The following is a 15236-nucleotide window of genomic DNA, read 5'->3' on the forward strand; positions in this document are numbered from 1 at the left end:
TGTATTATTCATCCTGGCCGTTGCTTGCAACAAACTCAACCTTTTCGATATCACTCAGCAATCCGCTCCAGCCAAACTGTGACATCATCTGCATCCAGGTGTTATCAAGGTTTGCACGCAGGCACAGCGGTTCACCGGTAACCGGGTGATTTAACGAAAGCTGACTTGCGTGAAGCATTAAACGCTCGCAGCCAAAATGTTCCGCAGCGGCACGGTTTTGACGCAAATCACCATGTTTTGAGTCACCAATCATCGGGTGGCGCAAATGAGACATATGACGGCGTAACTGGTGTTTACGACCAGTTTTAGGTTCGAGTTCAACCAGGCTGTAGCGCGCTGTTGGGTAACGCCCAACCGGAACCGGCATTTCTACCGTCGCCAACCCTCGATAATGCGTTACCGCAGGTTGTGCCTCTTTATCCTGAGTCGCTTTTTTATCGGCGATTTTGTCCAGCTCTTCAACGAGCGGGTAATCAAGCACCGCATCATCTTCAAGCCAGCCACGCGTCACAGCGTGGTAGCGCTTCTGAATCTGGTGATTTTCAAACTGCTGAGACAATAAATGCGCGACTTCGCTGGAAAGCGCCATCAGCAATACGCCAGATGTTGGCCTGTCGAGGCGATGAACGGTGAAAACGTGCTTGCCGATTTGGTCGCGTACGGTTTGCATCACAAAAACGGTTTCGTGCCTGTCGAGCCAGCTGCGATGAACCAACCAACCTGACGGCTTGTTAACGGCCACCAGCCACTCATCCTGATAAATAATTTCCAGCATTATTTCGTGTCACTCGCAAACAGAGCATCGAGATCTTGTAGCGCTTTTAACAGCGGATCGCGCCCGACAAGTGCCGCATCCAGCGCCATTTCGTAATAAGGCGCGAGGGCAAAATCAGCAGGCAGAGGGTGTTGAGCGTCAAGAAGTGCGTGCATTCGGGGAATCAGAACCCATTGCAACCATTCGTGGGGCTGCATTGTATCCAGGCAAAATGGTTGCGTGCTTTCAAAGGCTTCAGCGTCTGGAGCACAGCCCTGCCAAAGTTGATGGTCACGCAAAACTTGTTCAATGATAAGTAAATGCTGGCGTACCAGCGCGTGGCGTTCCATGAAAACCTCCGGCATCAGTCAAAAGAAGCCGGCAATCATACCACTTCTTGCTAAGGGCGAAAAAAAGCATAAAAAAAGGGAGCACTGTATAAACAGTGCTCCCGGTTCGTTTCGCAGCTAATCCGGCTACTTTTGGTGCTCCCTGCTCGTCCGTGACAACTATGTCCTGTGGTCTCCTGACCTACAATCCGTCGTACTCGCTTCCTGCTACCATCATCCTGAGGTGTTCCGGCATCATCCTGATGCAATATCCTTTGGTCTTCCAGACCCACCGAACATCCAAATTCGGCTCTCTTTCTCCGTCCTGGAGGTGTCCCTTACTCTTCCTGAGTGATCCTTGCTTCGTCCTGAAGCCTTCCTTGCAACACCATCCTGGTGTGTTCCGCTTCTTCAATGAAGTGACATCATCCTGACATCTCCTTCACTTCCCGACTTCCTGTCGACGGACATAGAATCTACCATTTCGTTCACTCTGGCAAGGCACTCACAACTGAAGCTTACGATAACTTTCATTCAAAAGTTGACCGAAATAATCATAATATGATGATAAATAATGATTTTTCTATTTATCACTCACAAAGGTCTGCATGTAAAGTTAGAGATCTCTTACAGCTTGTGTAAGAGATCTCTCACAAGCCCATCAGCGATCCACGCTTAAATAACCTGTGGCTCAAGGTCGTTAAGGAAAGAAATCAGCGATGGGGAGAGTATTTTGCGCTGCTTAGTGCCAATTTTCTCCAGCACCACTTCACCGCTTAAATTGCACAGCGACACCACTTCCATTTCATCGGGTGTGGTCGCAAGGAATAGCGTTGGTGAAAGTTTCAGTCTTTTTTGCGTGACCAGATGGCCAATCAGGTTTTCCAGAACACGCTGGAAATCATCTTCGCTCCAGGCCTGTAACAAAGTTAAGGACTGACTGCCTAAAAGTGCAGGCATATCGCCAGCAAATTGCGTAGTGTAGAACTGATGCGCCGCAGGCTGTAATGCAATGTCCATTGCTCGTTCTACCGCGCTAAGATCGTTTTCCGGTGCAAAAGGTTGCGGCTGCCAACGCACATCGTCACCCGTAGTTGTCACGATACACGGCGACGGCACACCATATAATTCTTCGCTCGCGGGCCACCCACCCACCTGCTCACGCCATGCATGACAAAAGCGATTGGTAAAATCTTCCAGTGCCTGACGTACGTCGTTATCCACCAATTTCTCACTCCCTCAAGGCTGCGGTACAATAAAGGCCAATTGTACCTGCATTCTATTGGTGACACATGTCTTATGAAAAACACCAGGCGCTGAGCGGCCTGACGCTGGGCAAGCCAACTGCTTACCAGGATAAATACCAGCCATCTTTACTACAACCTGTACCGCGTAGTCTTAATCGCGATCCGCTTGGCTTACAGGCTGATAACCTGCCATTCAGTGGCGGCGATATCTGGACCTTGTACGAACTGTCCTGGCTAAACAGTAATGGTTTGCCTCAGGTGGCAGTCGGGCATGTGCAGCTTGATGCAAACAGCGTGAACCTGGTTGAGTCTAAAAGCTTTAAGCTCTATTTAAATAGCTTCAATCAGACGCAGTTTGCCGACTGGGAAACCGTTCAGGAAACGTTAAAAAGTGATTTAAGCGCCTGCGCGCAGGGCGATGTGAGCGTGGTGTTATTCCGTCTGCGTGAACTCGAAGGCCAGGAAATTGCGGCGTTCAACGGCGAGTGTATTGATGATCAAAATATCACTATTGATAACTACGAATTTAACGCCGATTACCTCAGTGGTGCGGCTGGCGACGAAATCGTAGAGGAAACGCTGGTCAGCCACCTGCTGAAATCCAACTGTCTGATCACCCACCAGCCAGATTGGGGTTCCGTGCAGATTCGCTACCGTGGCCCACGCATCGACCGGGAAAAGCTGCTGCGCTATCTGGTGTCGTTCCGTCATCACAATGAATTCCACGAACAGTGCGTTGAGCGCATCTTCAATGACATCCAGCATTTTTGTAACCCGGAAAGCCTGAGCGTTTACGCACGCTATACCCGTCGTGGCGGCCTGGATATTAACCCGTGGCGCACCAATACCGATTTCCACCCGGCATTTGGGCGTCTGGTTCGTCAATAAGTGCGAAACGCCTCGCAGCCTGAGGTGGGATTATTGTTTTCAGGTTGTTAAATTGAACATTGCGGGGCTATTGTAATCATTGGGAGCGGCACTTTACGCTTCGTAAGGAGTTAACTTGATTACACATATTAGCCCGCTAGGCTCAATGGATATGTTGTCGCAACTGGAAGTGGACATGCTTAAGCGCACGGCCAGTAGCGACCTTTATCAACTGTTTCGCAATTGTTCACTTGCCGTACTTAACTCAGGAAGCCAGACCGATAGCAGTAAAGAGCTGTTGTCGCGTTACGAAAACTTCGATATCAACATTTTGCGCCGCGAACGTGGTGTCAAACTCGAACTGATTAACCCTCCTGAAGACGCTTTCGTCGATGGTCGTATCATCCGGGCTTTGCAAGCTAACTTGTTTGCCGTATTACGCGATATTTTATTCGTTAACGGTCAACTCTCCAGCGCAGGTCGCTTCCAGAATCTCGATCTGGAAGAACCGGCAAATATCACCAATATGGTGTTCTCTATCTTACGTAATGCCCGTGCACTGCACGTCGGCGAAGCGCCAAACCTGGTCGTATGCTGGGGTGGGCACTCAATCAACGAAAACGAATACCTCTATGCCCGTCGCGTCGGCACACAACTAGGCCTGCGTGAACTCAATATTTGTACCGGCTGTGGCCCTGGTGCTATGGAAGCCCCAATGAAGGGGGCGGCTGTAGGCCATGCACAACAGCGCTACAAAGAAAGCCGCTTTATTGGTATGACCGAGCCGTCAATCATTGCCGCTGAGCCACCGAATCCACTGGTGAATGAGCTGATTATCATGCCTGATATCGAAAAACGCCTTGAAGCGTTTGTTCGTATTGCGCATGGCATCATCATCTTCCCTGGTGGGGTTGGTACCGCGGAGGAGCTGCTTTACCTGCTCGGCATTCTGATGAATCCTCACAACCATGATCAAGTATTGCCACTGATTCTGACCGGGCCGAAAGAAAGTGCTGACTACTTCCGAGTGCTCGACGAGTTCATCGTCAACACCGTGGGTGAGCAAGCGCGACGTCATTATCAAATCATTATCGACGACCCGGCTGAAGTAGCCCGCCAGATGAAAAAGGCTATGCCGAAAGTGAAAGAGAATCGCCGTGAAACGGGTGATGCTTATAGCTTCAACTGGTCGATTCGAATTGCGCCAGATTTGCAGATGCCGTTTGAGCCAACCCATGAAAACATGGCGAATCTCAAGTTGTATCCAGACCAACCGGCAGAACAACTGGCTGCATCTTTGCGAAGGGCATTTTCTGGGATTGTTGCGGGTAACGTTAAAGAAGGCGGGATCCGCGCAATTGAAAAATTCGGGCCATATAAAATCCACGGTGATGCAGACATGATGAAACGCATGGATGTTCTCCTCCAGGGGTTTGTCGCCCAGCACCGTATGAAATTACCAGGCAGTGCTTATATTCCTTGCTACGAAATCTGTACCTAACTCTCCTGGGCGGAGTCACTCCGCCCATCTTTTTTTCCCCATTTTTGTTCACCCTTTTGCTGTTTTATTCATCTTTTTGCATGTTACCGGTATCAGTGTTTCTCTCTTCATAAAAACTTATGATTTCATATCTCTCCTCACTAAAAATCGTTCTTATACAGGTGATTACACTCCAACCAAATAATGAAACTTCGTTTTATAAACCGCAAAACCTTCATATTCAGGGTATAAATACTGCATAAAATATCATCCGCAGACTGAAAAACTGCAAAAAACCATACAAACAGTAGATTCTTACAATTGGGATCTTGATCACTGATGAATTGACGCCATGAATGTATCTTTCCGCCCGCTGATTATCACTGGCCAAAATTACTATAAAATAGCCTGTAAACAGCATTAAATTTCAGTAGTCAATGGCAAGTCATCGCGATTGAACCAGATTTCGAATCATATGTTCCTTTGGAGAAGTAAGTAGATGGAAACCACTCAAACCGGCAGTATTGCCTCTGTCGAGAGCAAAAGTTCGTGGCGCAAGTCCGATACCATGTGGATGCTGGGGCTTTACGGCACCGCAATCGGTGCAGGCGTGTTGTTCTTGCCAATTAATGCCGGTGTAGGCGGTCTGATCCCGCTGTTCATTATGGCAATCCTCGCGTTCCCGATGACTTTCTTTGCCCATCGTGGTCTGACTCGTTTCGTGCTGTCAGGTAAAAATCCTGGCGAAGACATTACTGAAGTTGTAGAAGAGCACTTTGGCGTTGGCGCAGGTAAAGTCATCACCCTGCTCTACTTCTTTGCTATCTACCCAATTTTGCTGGTTTATAGCGTTGCTATTACCAACACTGTTGATAGCTTTATTACTCACCAGTTGGGTCTGGTTTCTCCGCCGCGCGCACTGTTATCACTGATTCTGATCGTTGGCCTGATGACTATCGTTCGTTTCGGCGAGCAGATGATCGTTAAAGCGATGAGTATTCTGGTCTTCCCATTCGTTGCCGCTCTGATGGTTCTGGCACTGTATCTGATCCCTAACTGGAGCAGCGCTGCATTCGATACCATGTCATTTAGCGCAAGCCCAGCAACCGGCAGCGGTTTATGGATGACACTGTGGCTGGCAATTCCGGTAATGGTGTTCTCCTTTAACCACTCACCAATCATCTCTGCCTTCGCTGTAGCGAAACGTAATGAGTATGGTGAAGAAGCTGAGAAAAAATGCTCCCGCATCCTGTCCTACGCACACATCATGATGGTTATTACCGTGATGTTCTTCGTATTCAGCTGCGTACTGAGCCTTTCTCCAGAGAACCTGGCAGAAGCAAAAGCACAGAACATCTCTATTCTGTCTTACCTGGCTAACCACTTTAATGCGCCAGTGATTGCGTGGATGGCACCGATTATCGCTATCGTCGCTATCACCAAATCCTTCCTCGGCCACTATTTAGGTGCTCGTGAAGGCTTCAACGGGATGGTTATCAAGTCCCTGCGCGGCAAAGGCAAGAGCATCGAAATCAGTAAATTGAACCGCATTACTGCAATCTTCATGCTGGTATCGACATGGATTGTCGCCACCCTGAACCCAAGCATTCTGGGCATGATTGAAACCCTCGGCGGCCCAATCATTGCGATGATTCTGTTCCTGATGCCGATGTATGCGATTCAGAAAGTACCAGCGATGCGCAAATATAGCGGTCATATCAGCAATGTATTTGTGGTAATTATGGGTCTAGTCGCTATTTCTGCTATCTCTTACTCTCTATACTCGCTGTTCATCTAACAGTTCTAAACCGCCAGCTTCCTGCTGGCGGTTTTTTTCATTAAGTTATTCAGGCAACGGACGCAACATGATTAGCGTATTCGATATATTCAAAATCGGTATTGGCCCTTCCAGCTCCCATACCGTCGGCCCGATGAAAGCCGGTAAGCAATTCGCAGACGATTTAATCGCGCAAGGGATTTTGCAGAACGTCACGCGTGTAGTGGTTGATGTATATGGTTCACTTTCCCTCACCGGCAAAGGCCACCATACCGATATCGCCATTATCATGGGTCTCGCTGGCAACATGCCGGACACGGTCGATATCGATGCTATCCCTCACTTCATTCAGGATGTGAATACTCACGGTCGTCTGTTACTGGCTAACGGCCAGCGTGAAGTGGAATTCCCGGTCGATAGCTGTATGAACTTCCACGAAGATAATCTTTCACTGCATGAAAACGGTATGCGTATTACTGCGCTGGCGGGCAGCGAGGTTATCTATAGCCAAACTTATTACTCCATCGGCGGCGGTTTTATCGTTGATGAAGCACACTTTGGCCTCGGAGATACTCAACAGGCTGTCGTTCCATATCCCTATAAAAGTGCGGCAGATTTGCAGCGTCATTGCAAAGAAAGCGGGCTTTCATTATCAGGCTTGATGATGCTGAACGAACGCGCGATGCGTCCTCAGTCTGAAATTGATGCACACTTTGCCAACGTCTGGAACGTGATGCGCAGCGGTATCGAACGTGGTATCACCACCGAAGGCGTGCTGCCGGGCAAAATGCGTGTACCACGCCGCGCAGCAGCATTGCGCAGAATGTTGGTCAGTAGTGACAAGAACAACTCTGATCCAATGGCTGTTGTGGACTGGATTAACATGTTCGCACTGGCGGTGAACGAAGAAAATGCTGCCGGTGGGCGCGTTGTTACAGCACCGACAAACGGCGCATGTGGCATTGTTCCAGCGGTTCTGGCCTATTACGACAAATTCATTCGCGAAGTTAATACCAACTCTTGCGCACGATACTTCCTCGCAGCCGGTGCGATTGGTTCTCTGTATAAGATGAACGCATCGATTTCTGGCGCAGAAGTGGGTTGCCAGGGTGAGGTCGGCGTTGCCTGTTCTATGGCGGCGGCAGGTCTTGCTGAACTGTTGGGTGGTAGCCCAAGCCAGGTGTGTATTGCTGCGGAAATCGGCATGGAGCATAACCTTGGTCTGACATGCGACCCGGTTGCCGGGCAAGTTCAGGTGCCATGCATTGAGCGTAATGCTATTGCGGCAGTGAAAGCGGTTAATGCGGCACGTATGGCATTACGCCGTACCAGCGAACCTCGCGTCTGCCTCGATAAGGTTATCGACACCATGTACGAAACAGGCAAAGACATGAACGCCAAATATCGAGAAACCTCTCGCGGCGGGCTGGCCATGAAAGTGTCATGCGATTAATACCAAAAAGGCTCTCATCTGAGAGCCTTTTTTAATGGCGTTTTTATATCCAGGCGACCCTCTAAATAATTCGCGTTACAGAAAGGCGGTGAGTAAGGGAATCCCAATGAGCTTACTCTAGTAAGTGATTTGGGTGTCCGAGTGAAACCAACGCATCTGCAACGCGATGTATGACGAGGGTTTAGCGCAGATCGCCGACCTTCACATGGTCCATATCATCAAACACTTGGTTCTCGCCAACCATACCCCAGATAAAGGTATATGCACGCGTACCCACACCGGAGTGAATTGACCAGCTTGGTGAGATCACAGCTTGCTCGTTCTGCATCACAATGTGACGAGTTTCTTGCGGCTGACCCATCATGTGGAATACGCAGCTATCCTGCTCAAGTCCGAAGTAGAAATAGACTTCCATACGACGTTCGTGAGTATGGCAAGGCATAGTGTTCCACAGGTTGCCTGGCTCCAGTTGGGTCAGACCCATGCTCAATTGACAGGTTTCCAGTACATCCGGAACGAAGTACTTGTTGATGGTACGACGGTTACTGGTAACGCTGTCGCCCAGAGTAACCGGAGAAACATCCGCAGGCGTTACGCGCTTGGTTGGGTAAGTAGTATGAGCCGGTGCACAGTTATAGTAGAAGCGTGCTGGATTTGCCGGGTCAATGCTTGCAAACACCACTTCTTTAGCACCTTTACCAACATACAGACCATCACGAACGCCAATTTCGTAGCAAGTCCCATCGACAGTAATTGTGCCCTGCCCACCAATGTTAATCACACCCAGTTCACGACGCTCCAGGAAGTAGCTCACACCTAACTGTTTGCCCACTTCACCGCCAACGCTCACAGTGCGAGTTACTGGCATGACACCACCAACGATGATGCGGTCAATGTGGCTGTAAGTCATGGTGTACTCATCGGCGGTAAAAATAGTTTCAATCAGAAACTCTTTACGCAGACCGGCAGTATCCAGTGTTTTTGCATGATCACTATGAATGCTTTGACGAATATCCATTACTTTTCCTTACTGGGAATAAGAGGCGGAAACAAAATCACGCCCGTTACTATTAATAATAATTTAGCAATTAAAATAGAGTTATTCACAAGACCTCTACATTTAACTGCACCACATAGACAGTTTATCACCAGAATAAATAAATAATGTGATCCAAATTGAAATATCGTTTCAATTTGATTGAAGTGTAGTTCCAATCAGTAGATAGTTCATTTCAAGAGGGATGTATGAGATTAAAAACTCATAACCAGCCACTCTTCAGGTCAATGCAGTTTGCCACCAAGAGCAAAGAACAACGCTGACCAGAAAAGAACAAATCCAGGGAAAACAATGGGTTTCAACCGCTTACTGTTACGTAATTCTTTCGTTTGCACGCTGTAATGAACGAAGGAATGATGAGGAATTACCATGAAGATCAAAGCTACTATTGAACGCATTCCTGGTGGGATGATGTTGGTTCCATTGATACTTGGAGCTATTTTAAATACTTTCGCTCCAGATACTGGCGCCTATTTTGGTTCATTTACTAAAGGGATGATAAGCGGCACCGTTCCAATTCTGGCGGTCTGGTTCTTCTGTATTGGTGCCTCAATTGATCTTCGTGCTACAGGTACGGTTCTTCGCAAGTCTGGCACCCTGGTACTAACCAAAATTGCAGTTGCCTGGGTTGTGGCTATGATTGCCGCTTCCTTTATTCCCGAAGGTGGTATTCAGACGGGTATGTTTGCCGGTTTGTCCGTTCTGGCCCTCGTTTCTGCGATGGACATGACCAACGGTGGCCTGTATGCGAGCCTGATGAACCAGTACGGTACTAAAGAAGAGTCAGGTGCATTCGTTCTAATGTCTCTGGAATCTGGCCCACTGATGACCATGGTGATTCTGGGATCCGCAGGTCTGGCTTCATTTGAACCTCACCACTTTATCGGTGCCGTGCTGCCATTCCTGATTGGTTTTGCGTTGGGTAACCTTGACCACGATTTCCGTGCATTCTTCAGCAAAGCAACGCCAGTACTGATTCCGTTCTTCGGCTTTGCACTAGGTAACACCATCAACCTGACCGTGATTATGCACACCGGCCTGCTAGGTGTGATGTTGGGTGTCGCGGTAATCATTATCACCGGTATTCCACTGATTCTTGCTGATAAATACATTGGTGGCGGCAACGGTACAGCAGGTATTGCAGCATCCTCCGCAGCAGGGGCAGCGGTGGCGAACCCGGTTATCATTGCGCAAATCAACCCGGCATTTGAGCCAGTAGCCGCGTCAGCAACAGCCCTGGTTGCTGCGAGTGTGATTGTGACGGCAATTCTGGTGCCAATCATTACCGCGCTCTATTCAAGGCGTATGGGCGGCAAAGTCGCTAAAAAGAGCGAAACAGATGATGTGGTTGAGCTTTCACATTAATAGTTAAAACACTTAATACAAAAATGGAGCCTTTCGGCTCCATTTTTTCATCTTACAGCGCAGATTTAAGTCGCTGAACTGCCTCATAAAGCTGCTCTTCAGTGGCTGTTGCGTAAGAGAAACGTAGCGTTTTCTTATCAGCATTATCACTAAAGAAGAACTCACCAGGTACATACACGACACCTTTTTCCAGGGTCTGCTGTAACCAACGAGTAGTGTCAAATTCGTAGCGGAAAGCGGCCCACAAGAACATCCCGCCCTGCGGCTGATTGAAGGTGATGTGCTCGCCGAGTTCCTGTTGTAAAAACGCCGACAAGCTCAGGCACTTCTTCTTATACGCTTCACGAATAAGTTCGATTTGCGGATTCAGGCGATCAAGTGTCAGATACGCCGACACCAGTGATTGTGTAAATGAGTTAGCGTGCAAATCTGTGGCTTGTTTGATGATAGCCACTTTTTGCTTCATCCATTCTGGCAAAACAATCCAACCTACGCGCAACCCTGGCGCCAGAATTTTAGAAAATGTTGAGGTATACACCACGTTATCTCTGCTGCCGCGTTCAGTAGCCACTTGCAGCAAGGTTTTTTCACGTGTGTCTGAGAAACTAATCGCCCCGTACGGATCATCTTCAACAATGACAAAATGGTGCTCTTCTGCCAGTTTGACCAGTTTTTCACGGCGGCTGGCACTGAGTGTTGTGCCGCTTGGGTTACCAAATGTCGGAACGATGTAGACACCTTTAATGCGTGTTGTCTTCAGCAACTCTTCCAGCTCATCGACGATCATACCGTGCTCGTCGCTGCCCACTGATTTCACATTGGCTTCATTGAGGCTGAGGATTTGCAGCGTCGCCAGGTAAGTTGGGCGCTCAACAACAAACACATCTCCCGGGTTCACCAGCGCACGCATCAGTAAATCCAATGCTTGCTGCGAACCAGAAGTGATCAGAAGTTGATCAGGAGTAGTGGTAATGCCGCGTTCCTGGCACAATCCAACTAGCTGATGACGTAATTCAACATTGCCTTCAGTCAAACCATATTGGAAAGCATCGTTAAAATTCTCAGCGACCACTTTTTGAGTCGCGACACCCAGCCCTTCGGTATCAAACAATTCGCTGGAAGGAATGCCTCCGGCGAGCGAAATCACGCCAGGCATTTTGCTGTGCTTCAATAATTCTCTGATTGCTGACGGTTGTAGAGCCTGAATACGATGTGCGAGTTGTGAACTATTACTCATGTTGTTGTCTCTGGTTTTTCTATTTATTTAAAATATACATAGCAACCTAACTAGTTAGCAATGCATTTTCAGATCACTAAATACGACTTTTATTGCGAGCCGCTTTCCTGATTGCGCTTCCCGAATTCGCGGTCACTCTACAGAAATGTTAGTGTGTACAAAGCAAATGTCGAAAGCGAAATATCCATGATGATTCATTTACTTATCGTTGACGCCCTGAACCTGATACGTCGTATTCATGCGGTCCAGGGATCACCCTGCGTTGAAACTTGTTTGCATGCCCTTGATGCGCTGATAACACACAGTCAGCCTACGCATGCTGTCGCCGTGTTTGACGACGAAGACCGCCGTGAAGGTTGGCGACATCAGGTCTTGCCAGACTATAAAGCGGGGCGCGCGCCAATGCCAGATACCTTGCACCAGGAAATGCCACTCTTGCGCGAAGCCTTCGCTAAAAGAGGTGTAGCTTGTTGGCATTCCCATGGAAATGAAGCAGATGACCTGGCAGCAACTCTTGCAGTAAAAGTAGCAGCCGGTGGGCATCGCGCCACCATCGTTTCGACCGATAAAGGCTTTTGCCAACTGTTAGCTCCCACTATTCAAATCCGTGATTATTTTCAAAAGCGTTGGTTAGATGAGCCTTTTATTGCACAGGAATATGGCGTTCAACCTGAACAGCTGGCTGATTTTTGGGGACTTGCAGGGATAAGCAGCAGCAAAATTTCCGGCGTTCCGGGCATTGGACCGAAAAGTGCCACACAGTTAATCAATCAATTTTCCACACTGGAAGGGCTGTACGAAAGGCTGGATGAAGTACCTGAGAAATGGCGCAAGAAATTAGAGCAGCATCGGGAAATAGCGTTTATCAGCCGCCAGGTTGCACAGCTACAGACGGATTTGGTGCTTGATGGGAATTTGCAGCAGTTACGCTTGCCGGGTGGAACACCTTCACCCTAGCCCTCTCCATGAGGAGAAGGTTGGGATGAGGGTAAGTTAATTATCTTTCGTCGCGACGACCACCGACAGCCGCCCACATACGGCGCACATGCACGGTCACTTCTTCACGGTCGTGGTACAACTGGCGAGCCTGGATCTCAGCGCTGATACCATGTTCTGCCAGTTTTTCATGAATCAATGCCAGGTTTTGCGACACTTCTTCATAGCGCTTCTTCATTGGCAGCTTGAGGTTGAAAATGGTTTCACGGCACCAGCCATTAATTAGCCATGTAGCCATTAGATTCGCCACTTTCGCCGGTTTCTCAACCATGTCACAAACCATCCAGGAGATGTTGTTGCGGCTTGGCTTATATTTGAAACCATCTTCCTGCAACCAGGTCACCTGCCCTGTGTCCATCAGGCTTTGCGCCATTGGGCCGTTGTCGACTGAACAAACCCACATGTTGCGCTGCGTTAACTGGTAAGTCCAACCGCCTGGACAGGCCCCCAAGTCAACGGCATGCATCCCGTTTGCCAGACGCTCATCCCACTCATCAGCCGGAATGAAGGTATGGAAAGCTTCTTCCAGTTTCAAGGTTGAACGGCTTGGTGCCTCAGAAGGCAATTTCAGACGTTGGATGCCCATATAGAAAGGCGAGTTATTGTTGCTATAGGAATAGCCGGTATAACAACAGCCTGGCGCGATAAAGAACACATGCACAACCGGGCGTTTTGGCGTTTCGTAATTGGTGAGAATCCCTGCTTCACGCAGGCTTGCACGTAATGGCACCGTCAACTTGCGGCAGAACTTCATCAGTTCTTTGCTTTCATTGGTGTCGGCAACTTCAACGCGCAGATCGCCACCTTTTTCTACGACACCGGTCAGCATTCCTGTGATTGGCGTAATACGATCTTCGGTTGGAAGATCTTTAAGCAGTTCACCGGCAACAATCATCTGGCGAGCAAAGATCAAATCTTTAAACGGCAGCTCACGGGCTAGCTTATCGGCATCATCTTGCTGATAACATTCGTAAATAACATAACCGCTGTTTTCTTTAACACGCGCAAAACCAAAAATGTCGCGTTGACTGGCTTTATCGGTAATCTCTGCCGCACACTCTTTCTCAAAGCCTTGTCGGCAATACAAAATAACTTTATTCATGGCTTACGCCCCTACGTTTCAGGCGCATTGCACCAATCAACATCAATATCCAACCGGCCAGAAAACTGATTCCACCGACGGGGGTAACAAACGCCCAAAGGCGTAAATGAGACAGCGCCAGACAATAAAGGCTGCCGCTAAATAGAACTGTACCGAGCGCCATAAATACGCTGCTCCAGTAAAACCAGATGCTGATCCGACGCTGCATAGCAACCGCCAGACCAAAAATCGCTAATGTGTGAAAAGCCTGATATTCAAGGCCGGTTTGAATCCAACCCATCTCCACAACACCAAGCGTTTTGCTCAAAACGTGAGCCCCGAAGGCTCCGAGAGCAACAAAGACAAAACCGCTAATTGCGGTAAAAATCAGCATGAAACGGCTGGTCATGGTGTAACCCTAAAGTAAGGCGTAGCGGCATGGCTACGCGATGGTTTGCTTATTGATCGTAGCGAAAACGGAATTTTTCTTGTTCGCTCGCTGTTTTCGCCAGAATCCACTGCCTGAAGGCCGCTATTTTACCCAGTTCTGCCTGGCTGTCATGACAAACAAGATAAAACGCGTTTTTACTCACCAGAACATCATTGAATGGGCAAACTAAACGCCCCGCTTCAAGCTCTGATTGCGCCATAACATTATTTGCCAGCGCAATGCCTTGCCCGTGAATAGCAGCCTGGAGCACCATTGCACTGTGGCTGAAAATGGGGCCTTGCTGCACATTAATATGGCTTACGCCTAATTGCCGAGTATAAGTCTGCCAGTCACGACGAGAAGCATCATGCAGCAAAGTATGATGGGCTAAATCTTCAGGAGTTTTGATTGGTTTATCGCCCGTTAACAGCAAAGGCGAGCAGACCGGCAGCAAGTATTCTGCATAAAGCTTTTCCACTCTCAAACCCGGCCAGTTTCCACGCCCGTAAAAAATCGCGACGTCGACATCATCAGAAAGTTTATCTTCCTGACGGTCAACAGCCTGAATTCGTACGTCGATTCCCGGATAAGCTGTATTAAAGCTAGTTAGGCGTGGCACAAGCCAGTGAATGGCAAAACTTGGCAGTAAACTGACCGTTAACGCACCCTTAGCGCTACGCGCCTGAAGCTTACGCGTTGCTTCTGTCAGTTGCGAAAATATCTCTTTGATGTCCAGATAGTAACTCTGCCCCTCTTCTGTCAGCAACAAAGAGCGGTTACGACGGCGGAACAGCTTAAGGCCCAGAAAATCCTCCAGAGACTTAATCTGGTGGCTCACGGCGGCCTGTGTCACGAATAATTCATCGGCCGCTTTAGTAAAACTCAGGTGACGAGCAGCGGCGTCAAATACACGTAAGGCATTTAAAGGTGGCAAACGCTTGGACATAGTTGATTGGCTTAAATGTTAAAGTCTATTAACAAACAGGTGAACTTAGTTAACCTATTAGTTTTTTTTATCTGAGCCATTATAAATTGTCCGTTGAGGATGCACCAGCAAATACCTATAGTGGCGTCACTTCCTGAGCCGGAACGAAAAGTTATCTGAAATGCGTGTTTCGGAGGGCTTTTGGCTTACGGTTGTGATGTTGTGTTGTTGTGTTTGC

14 protein-coding genes are annotated in these 15236 nt (G+C 48.4%); 6 read left to right on the forward strand and 8 right to left on the reverse strand.

All coding sequences use genetic code 11. From position 1 onward, the window contains the following. Window positions 1–4: 4 nt before the first annotated feature. The 3 genes from truC to syd all read right to left on the reverse strand — a co-directional run bounded on the left by truC (window position 5) and on the right by syd (window position 2307). Window positions 5–775, reverse strand: coding sequence for a tRNA pseudouridine(65) synthase TruC (truC, locus tag LVQ79_RS16420; protein ID WP_232865739.1), 771 nt, complete (start codon window positions 773–775; stop codon window positions 5–7). Further along, window positions 775–1104 (reverse strand): YqcC family protein, encoded by a 330-nt coding sequence (locus LVQ79_RS16425; RefSeq protein ID WP_232865740.1) that lies wholly within the window; start codon window positions 1102–1104, stop codon window positions 775–777. Before LVQ79_RS16425 ends, truC begins: the two co-directional genes overlap by 1 nt. A 654-nt stretch (window positions 1105–1758) precedes the next feature. Beyond that, window positions 1759–2307, reverse strand: a complete 549-nt coding sequence (syd, locus tag LVQ79_RS16430; RefSeq protein WP_232865741.1) for a SecY-interacting protein — start codon at window positions 2305–2307, stop codon at window positions 1759–1761. A 68-nt stretch (window positions 2308–2375) separates the two neighbouring features. Between syd and queF the strand changes: the two genes are divergently transcribed. From queF to LVQ79_RS16450, 4 genes are all read left to right on the forward strand, one after another. Then, window positions 2376–3218 carry an NADPH-dependent 7-cyano-7-deazaguanine reductase QueF gene (gene queF, locus LVQ79_RS16435; protein WP_232865742.1) on the forward strand — a complete coding sequence of 281 codons (843 nt, stop codon included), beginning with the start codon at window positions 2376–2378 and terminating at the stop codon, window positions 3216–3218. Window positions 3219–3333: 115 nt separating this feature from the next. Then, the gene (ppnN, locus tag LVQ79_RS16440) at window positions 3334–4698 is read left to right on the forward strand and encodes a nucleotide 5'-monophosphate nucleosidase PpnN (RefSeq protein WP_064513378.1); all 1365 of its coding nucleotides are present in this window, start codon (window positions 3334–3336) and stop codon (window positions 4696–4698) included. A 478-nt stretch (window positions 4699–5176) separates the two neighbouring features. Further along, on the forward strand, window positions 5177–6475 hold the full coding sequence (locus tag LVQ79_RS16445; protein WP_134184453.1) for an HAAAP family serine/threonine permease: 1299 nt from the start codon (window positions 5177–5179) through the stop codon (window positions 6473–6475). A gap of 67 nt (window positions 6476–6542) precedes the next feature. Beyond that, window positions 6543–7907 carry an L-serine ammonia-lyase gene (locus LVQ79_RS16450; protein ID WP_232865743.1) on the forward strand — a complete coding sequence of 455 codons (1365 nt, stop codon included), beginning with the start codon at window positions 6543–6545 and terminating at the stop codon, window positions 7905–7907. A gap of 181 nt (window positions 7908–8088) precedes the next feature. Here LVQ79_RS16450 and kduI read toward each other — a convergent pair whose 3' ends face one another. Continuing rightward, complete coding sequence (kduI, locus tag LVQ79_RS16455) at window positions 8089–8925, reverse strand: 5-dehydro-4-deoxy-D-glucuronate isomerase (RefSeq protein WP_232865744.1); 837 nt, start codon at window positions 8923–8925, stop codon at window positions 8089–8091. A gap of 408 nt (window positions 8926–9333) precedes the next feature. Between kduI and kdgT the strand changes: the two genes are divergently transcribed. Continuing rightward, a complete protein-coding gene (gene kdgT / locus LVQ79_RS16460; protein ID WP_151993271.1) occupies window positions 9334–10329 on the forward strand; it encodes a 2-keto-3-deoxygluconate transporter in 996 nt (331 codons plus the stop codon). Window positions 10330–10381: 52 nt separating this feature from the next. Here kdgT and LVQ79_RS16465 read toward each other — a convergent pair whose 3' ends face one another. Further along, window positions 10382–11566, reverse strand: coding sequence for an aminotransferase-like domain-containing protein (locus LVQ79_RS16465; RefSeq protein ID WP_232865745.1), 1185 nt, complete (start codon window positions 11564–11566; stop codon window positions 10382–10384). A gap of 186 nt (window positions 11567–11752) precedes the next feature. Between LVQ79_RS16465 and xni the strand changes: the two genes are divergently transcribed. Further along, entirely contained in the window at window positions 11753–12523 is a 771-nt protein-coding gene (xni, locus tag LVQ79_RS16470) for a flap endonuclease Xni (protein WP_232865797.1), read from the forward strand. A gap of 40 nt (window positions 12524–12563) precedes the next feature. Here the strand turns inward: xni and rlmM are convergent, their stop codons facing one another. Genes rlmM through gcvA form a run of 3 tightly spaced genes read right to left on the reverse strand, consistent with a single transcriptional unit; the run spans window position 12564 to window position 15019 of the window. Next, on the reverse strand, window positions 12564–13664 hold the full coding sequence (gene rlmM, locus LVQ79_RS16475; RefSeq protein WP_151993269.1) for a 23S rRNA (cytidine(2498)-2'-O)-methyltransferase RlmM: 1101 nt from the start codon (window positions 13662–13664) through the stop codon (window positions 12564–12566). Beyond that, entirely contained in the window at window positions 13657–14052 is a 396-nt protein-coding gene (locus LVQ79_RS16480) for a DUF423 domain-containing protein (protein WP_034457526.1), read from the reverse strand. Before LVQ79_RS16480 ends, rlmM begins: the two co-directional genes overlap by 8 nt. Window positions 14053–14101: 49 nt before the next feature. Beyond that, the gene (gene gcvA, locus LVQ79_RS16485; RefSeq protein ID WP_034457527.1) at window positions 14102–15019 is read right to left on the reverse strand and encodes a glycine cleavage system transcriptional regulator GcvA; all 918 of its coding nucleotides are present in this window, start codon (window positions 15017–15019) and stop codon (window positions 14102–14104) included. Between the last annotated feature and the right edge of the window lie 217 nt (window positions 15020–15236).

The sequence above is a fragment of the Buttiauxella cochleicola genome (assembly GCF_021282405.1).
GTDB lineage: Bacteria > Pseudomonadota > Gammaproteobacteria > Enterobacterales > Enterobacteriaceae > Buttiauxella > Buttiauxella massiliensis.

Excerpts from the sequence above, each read along its gene's own strand:
- truC (WP_232865739.1), bottom strand. The coding sequence starts at position 775 with ATGCTGGAAATTATTTATCAGGATGAGTGGCTGGTGGCCGTTAACAAG.
- LVQ79_RS16425 (WP_232865740.1), bottom strand. The coding sequence starts at position 1,104 with ATGGAACGCCACGCGCTGGTACGCCAGCATTTACTTATCATTGAACAA.
- queF (WP_232865742.1), top strand. The coding sequence starts at position 2,376 with ATGTCTTATGAAAAACACCAGGCGCTGAGCGGCCTGACGCTGGGCAAG.
- LVQ79_RS16445 (WP_134184453.1), top strand. The coding sequence starts at position 5,177 with ATGGAAACCACTCAAACCGGCAGTATTGCCTCTGTCGAGAGCAAAAGT.
- LVQ79_RS16450 (WP_232865743.1), top strand. The coding sequence starts at position 6,543 with ATGATTAGCGTATTCGATATATTCAAAATCGGTATTGGCCCTTCCAGC.
- kduI (WP_232865744.1), bottom strand. The coding sequence starts at position 8,925 with ATGGATATTCGTCAAAGCATTCATAGTGATCATGCAAAAACACTGGAT.
- kdgT (WP_151993271.1), top strand. The coding sequence starts at position 9,334 with ATGAAGATCAAAGCTACTATTGAACGCATTCCTGGTGGGATGATGTTG.
- LVQ79_RS16465 (WP_232865745.1), bottom strand. The coding sequence starts at position 11,566 with ATGAGTAATAGTTCACAACTCGCACATCGTATTCAGGCTCTACAACCG.
- xni (WP_232865797.1), top strand. The coding sequence starts at position 11,753 with ATGATGATTCATTTACTTATCGTTGACGCCCTGAACCTGATACGTCGT.
- rlmM (WP_151993269.1), bottom strand. The coding sequence starts at position 13,664 with ATGAATAAAGTTATTTTGTATTGCCGACAAGGCTTTGAGAAAGAGTGT.
- LVQ79_RS16480 (WP_034457526.1), bottom strand. The coding sequence starts at position 14,052 with ATGACCAGCCGTTTCATGCTGATTTTTACCGCAATTAGCGGTTTTGTC.
- gcvA (WP_034457527.1), bottom strand. The coding sequence starts at position 15,019 with ATGTCCAAGCGTTTGCCACCTTTAAATGCCTTACGTGTATTTGACGCC.